The organism is Halorubrum sp. AJ67, assembly GCF_000513435.1.
In genome coordinates, this window is record NZ_CBVY010000003.1 from 391,765 (window position 1) to 392,989 (window position 1,225).

Below are 1,225 nucleotides of genomic sequence, written 5' to 3' on the forward strand. Positions count from 1 at the left end.
GCCGCGACCGCCGCGAGACCGATCAGCCCGTAGCCGCCGAGCAGGCGCATGAGCGCGGTCTTGATCCCGGTCGACTCCTCGGAGCCGCCGGCGAACAGCACCAGCGGCTCGTCCGCGGCGGCGTACACGTCCATCTCGCGTCCCTTCTCGGAGTAGGCGGTGTCGACGACGTCGACGAGGTCGGCGTCGTCGAGCCGCGAGAGGTGATACTGGACGTTCTGGAGGGAGGTGTCGACCTCGTCTGCGAGTTCGGACTTGGTTGCCGGGCGGTCGTGGAGCGTCGAGAGGATCGCCCTGGCGGTCTCGGAGCCGAGGGCGGCGATGAGGTCGTCGGCCTCGTCGTCGTCGACGCCGACGACCCGAGGTTCGCGCTCCTCGGGCGTCGCATCCGGCAGGGAGGGCAGCAGCCGGGACATGTGCTGCTGTGGGGCACGTGAGGATACAAACTTGTTGGATCACCGAGGACGGTCGTCGGACCGACGGAGACGTGGCGACTCCGGGCCGCAGAGCGGATTCCGGGACTGACTCACAAACCCTAAACGCGGTGACCGAGTACGACGGGTGATGACAGAGACGTCACGGGGGAGCGAGGGTATGCCCCCGTCGACCGACCGGTCCCCGCGGACCGACGGTGCCGGCCTCGACGGGGAGGCGCACCGCGGTCCCGACGGCGACGGTGAGGGGAGCGTCACGGTCGTCGGGACCGCGCACGTGTCCGAGCGCTCCGTTAACGAGGTCGAGGAGACGATCGAGCGGGAGCGCCCCGACGTCGTCGCGGTGGAACTCGACGAGGGGCGGTACCGCCAGCTCAACGGCGAGACGCCGGACGACCTCGACGCGGGCGACCTGCTCAGGGGGAACACCGTGTTCCAGTTCCTCGCGTACTGGATGCTCTCGTACGTCCAGACCCAGCTCGGCGAGCGGTTCGACATCGAGCCGGGTGCCGACATGAAGGCCGCCGTCGACATCGCCGAGTCGCTCGGGATCGACGTCGCCTTAGTCGACCGGGACATCCAGACCACGATCCAGCGGTTCTGGGCGCGCATGACGCTCACCGAGAAGCTCCGGCTCGTGGGCGGGCTCGCGTTCGGCGTCAGCGACCCGCGGGTCGCCGGCGTGATCGGCGGGCTGATCGTCGGGATCCTCGCCGGCCCGGCGATCGGTCTCTTCGGCGGCGCGGTCGGGATCACGAGCGCCGTGCTGACGAGCGTCGCCAGCGGGGTCC

General features: G+C 70.1%; 2 protein-coding genes. One reads left to right on the plus strand and one right to left on the minus strand.

Annotation, left to right across the window (positions count from 1 at the left end):
• A partial coding sequence (locus tag BN903_RS05195; protein ID WP_048076779.1) for a winged helix-turn-helix domain-containing protein occupies positions 1-416 on the minus strand: 416 nt, incomplete at its 3' end.
• A gap of 148 nt (positions 417-564) precedes the next feature.
• Here BN903_RS05195 and BN903_RS05200 point away from each other — a divergent pair.
• A partial coding sequence (locus BN903_RS05200) for a TraB/GumN family protein (RefSeq protein WP_048076686.1) occupies positions 565-1,225 on the plus strand: 661 nt, incomplete at its 3' end.